The 2,318-nt window shown below is 70.6% G+C and carries 2 protein-coding genes and 1 pseudogene; 1 reads left to right on the top strand and 2 read right to left on the bottom strand.

What is annotated here, in order from left to right; translation table 11 throughout:
• Positions 1-50: 50 nt before the first annotated feature.
• Positions 51-1,058: a glycosyltransferase gene (locus tag AWC08_RS29640; protein ID WP_336442454.1), complete on the top strand. Its 1,008-nt coding sequence runs from the start codon at positions 51-53 to the stop codon at positions 1,056-1,058.
• 35 nt (positions 1,059-1,093) lie between these two features.
• On the opposite strand, the gene AWC08_RS29635 is transcribed toward AWC08_RS29640, so the two are convergent.
• Positions 1,094-1,444, bottom strand: a complete 351-nt coding sequence (locus tag AWC08_RS29635; protein WP_142283892.1) for a hypothetical protein — start codon at positions 1,442-1,444, stop codon at positions 1,094-1,096.
• 72 nt (positions 1,445-1,516) lie between these two features.
• A pseudogene (locus tag AWC08_RS36845) lies at positions 1,517-2,318 on the bottom strand (hypothetical protein); the annotation flags it as partial.

The following is a 2,318-nucleotide window of genomic DNA, read 5'->3' as shown; positions in this document are numbered from 1 at the left end:
GCCGGTGGGCAGTTCTTATTGGCCGCTACTGGGCACTTTCATGTCCGCCAGTGGGCAGTTTTTCATGTCCGCCGACAGTCGTGCTGGTCGAGCCGGCGTTTTGCGGCGCGGTCATCGTTCTGGGACATCCGCGGCCACAGCGCCCGGCTGTGGTCTTATGCGGGGTCGTTCCCCTGCTTATCGACAGCGTTGATACGGCTCCAGCCGGGTTGGGCTTACCGCCCGCCCGAAGAGCCAACAGACTGCGCAACAAGGCGCTCGCCGTGATGTCCCGCCGGATCCTGCTGCGGGCCAACGGCATTATCGATGATGTCCATCAGCAGGTGCACGGCAGGCCATTTTCCGGTTCCTTCATCGACTTGGGCGCACGGGCCGACGCGGCAGTGCAATTCACCGTTCCCGCATTTGAGTACCCGCGTTCGGACGCGCCCGCGACGCTTCATTTCGCGGGGCCACTCGGCGCCGCCGGTTCGCACGCCGCGTTGCCGGACTGGTGGTCCGATCTCGATGGCACCCGTCCCGTCGTCCACGTCACTCAGGGCACCGTCGCGAATATGGACTACGGCCAGGCCATCGCGCCGACGCTTCAAGCTCTGGCCGGCGAGGACGTACTGGTGGTCGTCTCCACCGGCGGCCGACCGCTCGACACGCTGCCCCCGTTGCCCGAAAACGCCCGTGCGGCAACTTTTCTCCCGTACGACGAACTGTTGCCCCACACCGACGTCTACGTCACCAACGGCGGCTACGGGGGAGTGCAGTACGCGTTGCGCTACGGCGTGCCGATCGTGGCCACCGGAGGCAAGGAGGACAAGCTCGAAGTGGGCGCGAGGGTGGCGTGGTCGGGCGTAGGACGCCGGATGCGCACCGAGCGGCCGTCGGTCAGGGCGTTGCGGCGCGACATTCTCGCCGTGTTGCACCAACCGCGCTACCGCGAAGCCAGCCGCCGTATCGCCGCCGACATGGCCGCAGCGCGCGGATTCGCCGGGCTGTCCGACGTTGTCGACCAACTCGTCGCAACGGCGCCCGAACCTGCAAATTTGCAGCGAAGAAGCGAGTAGCGGTCTGACGATTTACCGGATAGGTGCGATCCGGGTCAGCTGGGAGTCACCTGGACCGAGACCCGGCCACGCTCGTCGCGGCGTGCTACGGCGTGACATGCCCGGTCGGCACCGTCGAAGTTCAGCAGAGTGAGGGGCCGCCCGGAGCCGAGGAAGTTGCGCCACCACGATTTTCCATCCGGCGCGGCCACGTTGATCACCACGCCGCCCGCCCGGCGGCGGTAACCGACCGGGATTTCGAAGGTCTTGCCCGAGCGGCGGCCCTCATAGCGGATGACGACAAGACCGCGACGAACCACGCCCCCGATAACCGGCGCGTTGATGAGCGCGACGGCAACTTTGTTGACGGTGCGGACAAATGGCGAGTCAGACATTCCGGGAGCCATGAATTCTCCTGGGGGCGAGCGGTGGATGAGTTCAGGCTAGCCAACTGCTGCCGAAGCAGGGCCGGAGTGGGGTTACGGCGACCCGTCCAAGCCGCTGTGCCCGAACGGCCCGGCGCTACCCGCGTTGCCGCCGGCCTTGCCACCGGTGCCGTCGCCGCCGTTGCCGCCATTGCCGATGAAGAGGGCGTTGCCGCCGTTGCCGCCGACGGCGCCAGTGCCAAAACCGTTGGTGGGTCCGGCGTCGCCGCCGTTACCGCCATTGCCGATCAATCGGCCACCGGCGCCTCCGTCACCGCCTCCTCCCGCGGTCCCCGAAGCGATCGCACCGGCGCCGACGCCGCCGGCCCCGCCGTCCCCGATCAGTCTGGCCGCACCGCCGGCTCCGCCCTTGCCTCCGACACCGTTACTGGCCAACCCGAAACCGGCCTGGCCGCCGGTTCCGCCCGCTCCACCGCCGCCCCACACGCCGCCGGCGCCGCCGGCGCCGCCGGCGCCCCCGTCGCCGCCGTTGTCCGCGGTGGTCAGGCCGCCCGTCCCACCGTGGCCCCCGGCGCCACCGGTCCCGCCGGCGCCCAACAGCTGGGCGGAACCCCCGGCACCACCAGCGCCGCCGGCGCCTGCGGTACTCGCGGGTGTGGCAGCGGCCGCACCGCCCTGCCCGCCCTGCCCGCCGGCGCCCCCATTGCCGAACACTCCACTGCCGCCGCCGGCGCCGCCCATGCCGCCGGCACCGCCCACCGCGGTCGTCGAGCCCTGGGCGCCGCTCCCGCCATAACCGCCGGCTCCGCCATCACCGAAAAGACCCGCGGCGCCACCGGAGCCACCGTGGCCGCCGTTCCCGGCGGCCGTGCCGGCATTTCCGCCGGCCCCGCCC

It is taken from the genome of Mycobacterium gordonae, assembly GCF_002101675.1.
In the GTDB taxonomy this organism is placed as follows: Bacteria; Actinomycetota; Actinomycetes; order Mycobacteriales; family Mycobacteriaceae; genus Mycobacterium; species Mycobacterium gordonae.
This window is presented reverse-complemented; position numbering and strand designations above follow the sequence as displayed.

What these genes read in the sequence shown, in the direction of transcription:
- AWC08_RS29635 (WP_142283892.1), bottom strand. Translation starts at nt 1,444, where the DNA reads ATGGCTCCCGGAATGTCTGACTCGCCATTTGTCCGCACCGTCAACAAA.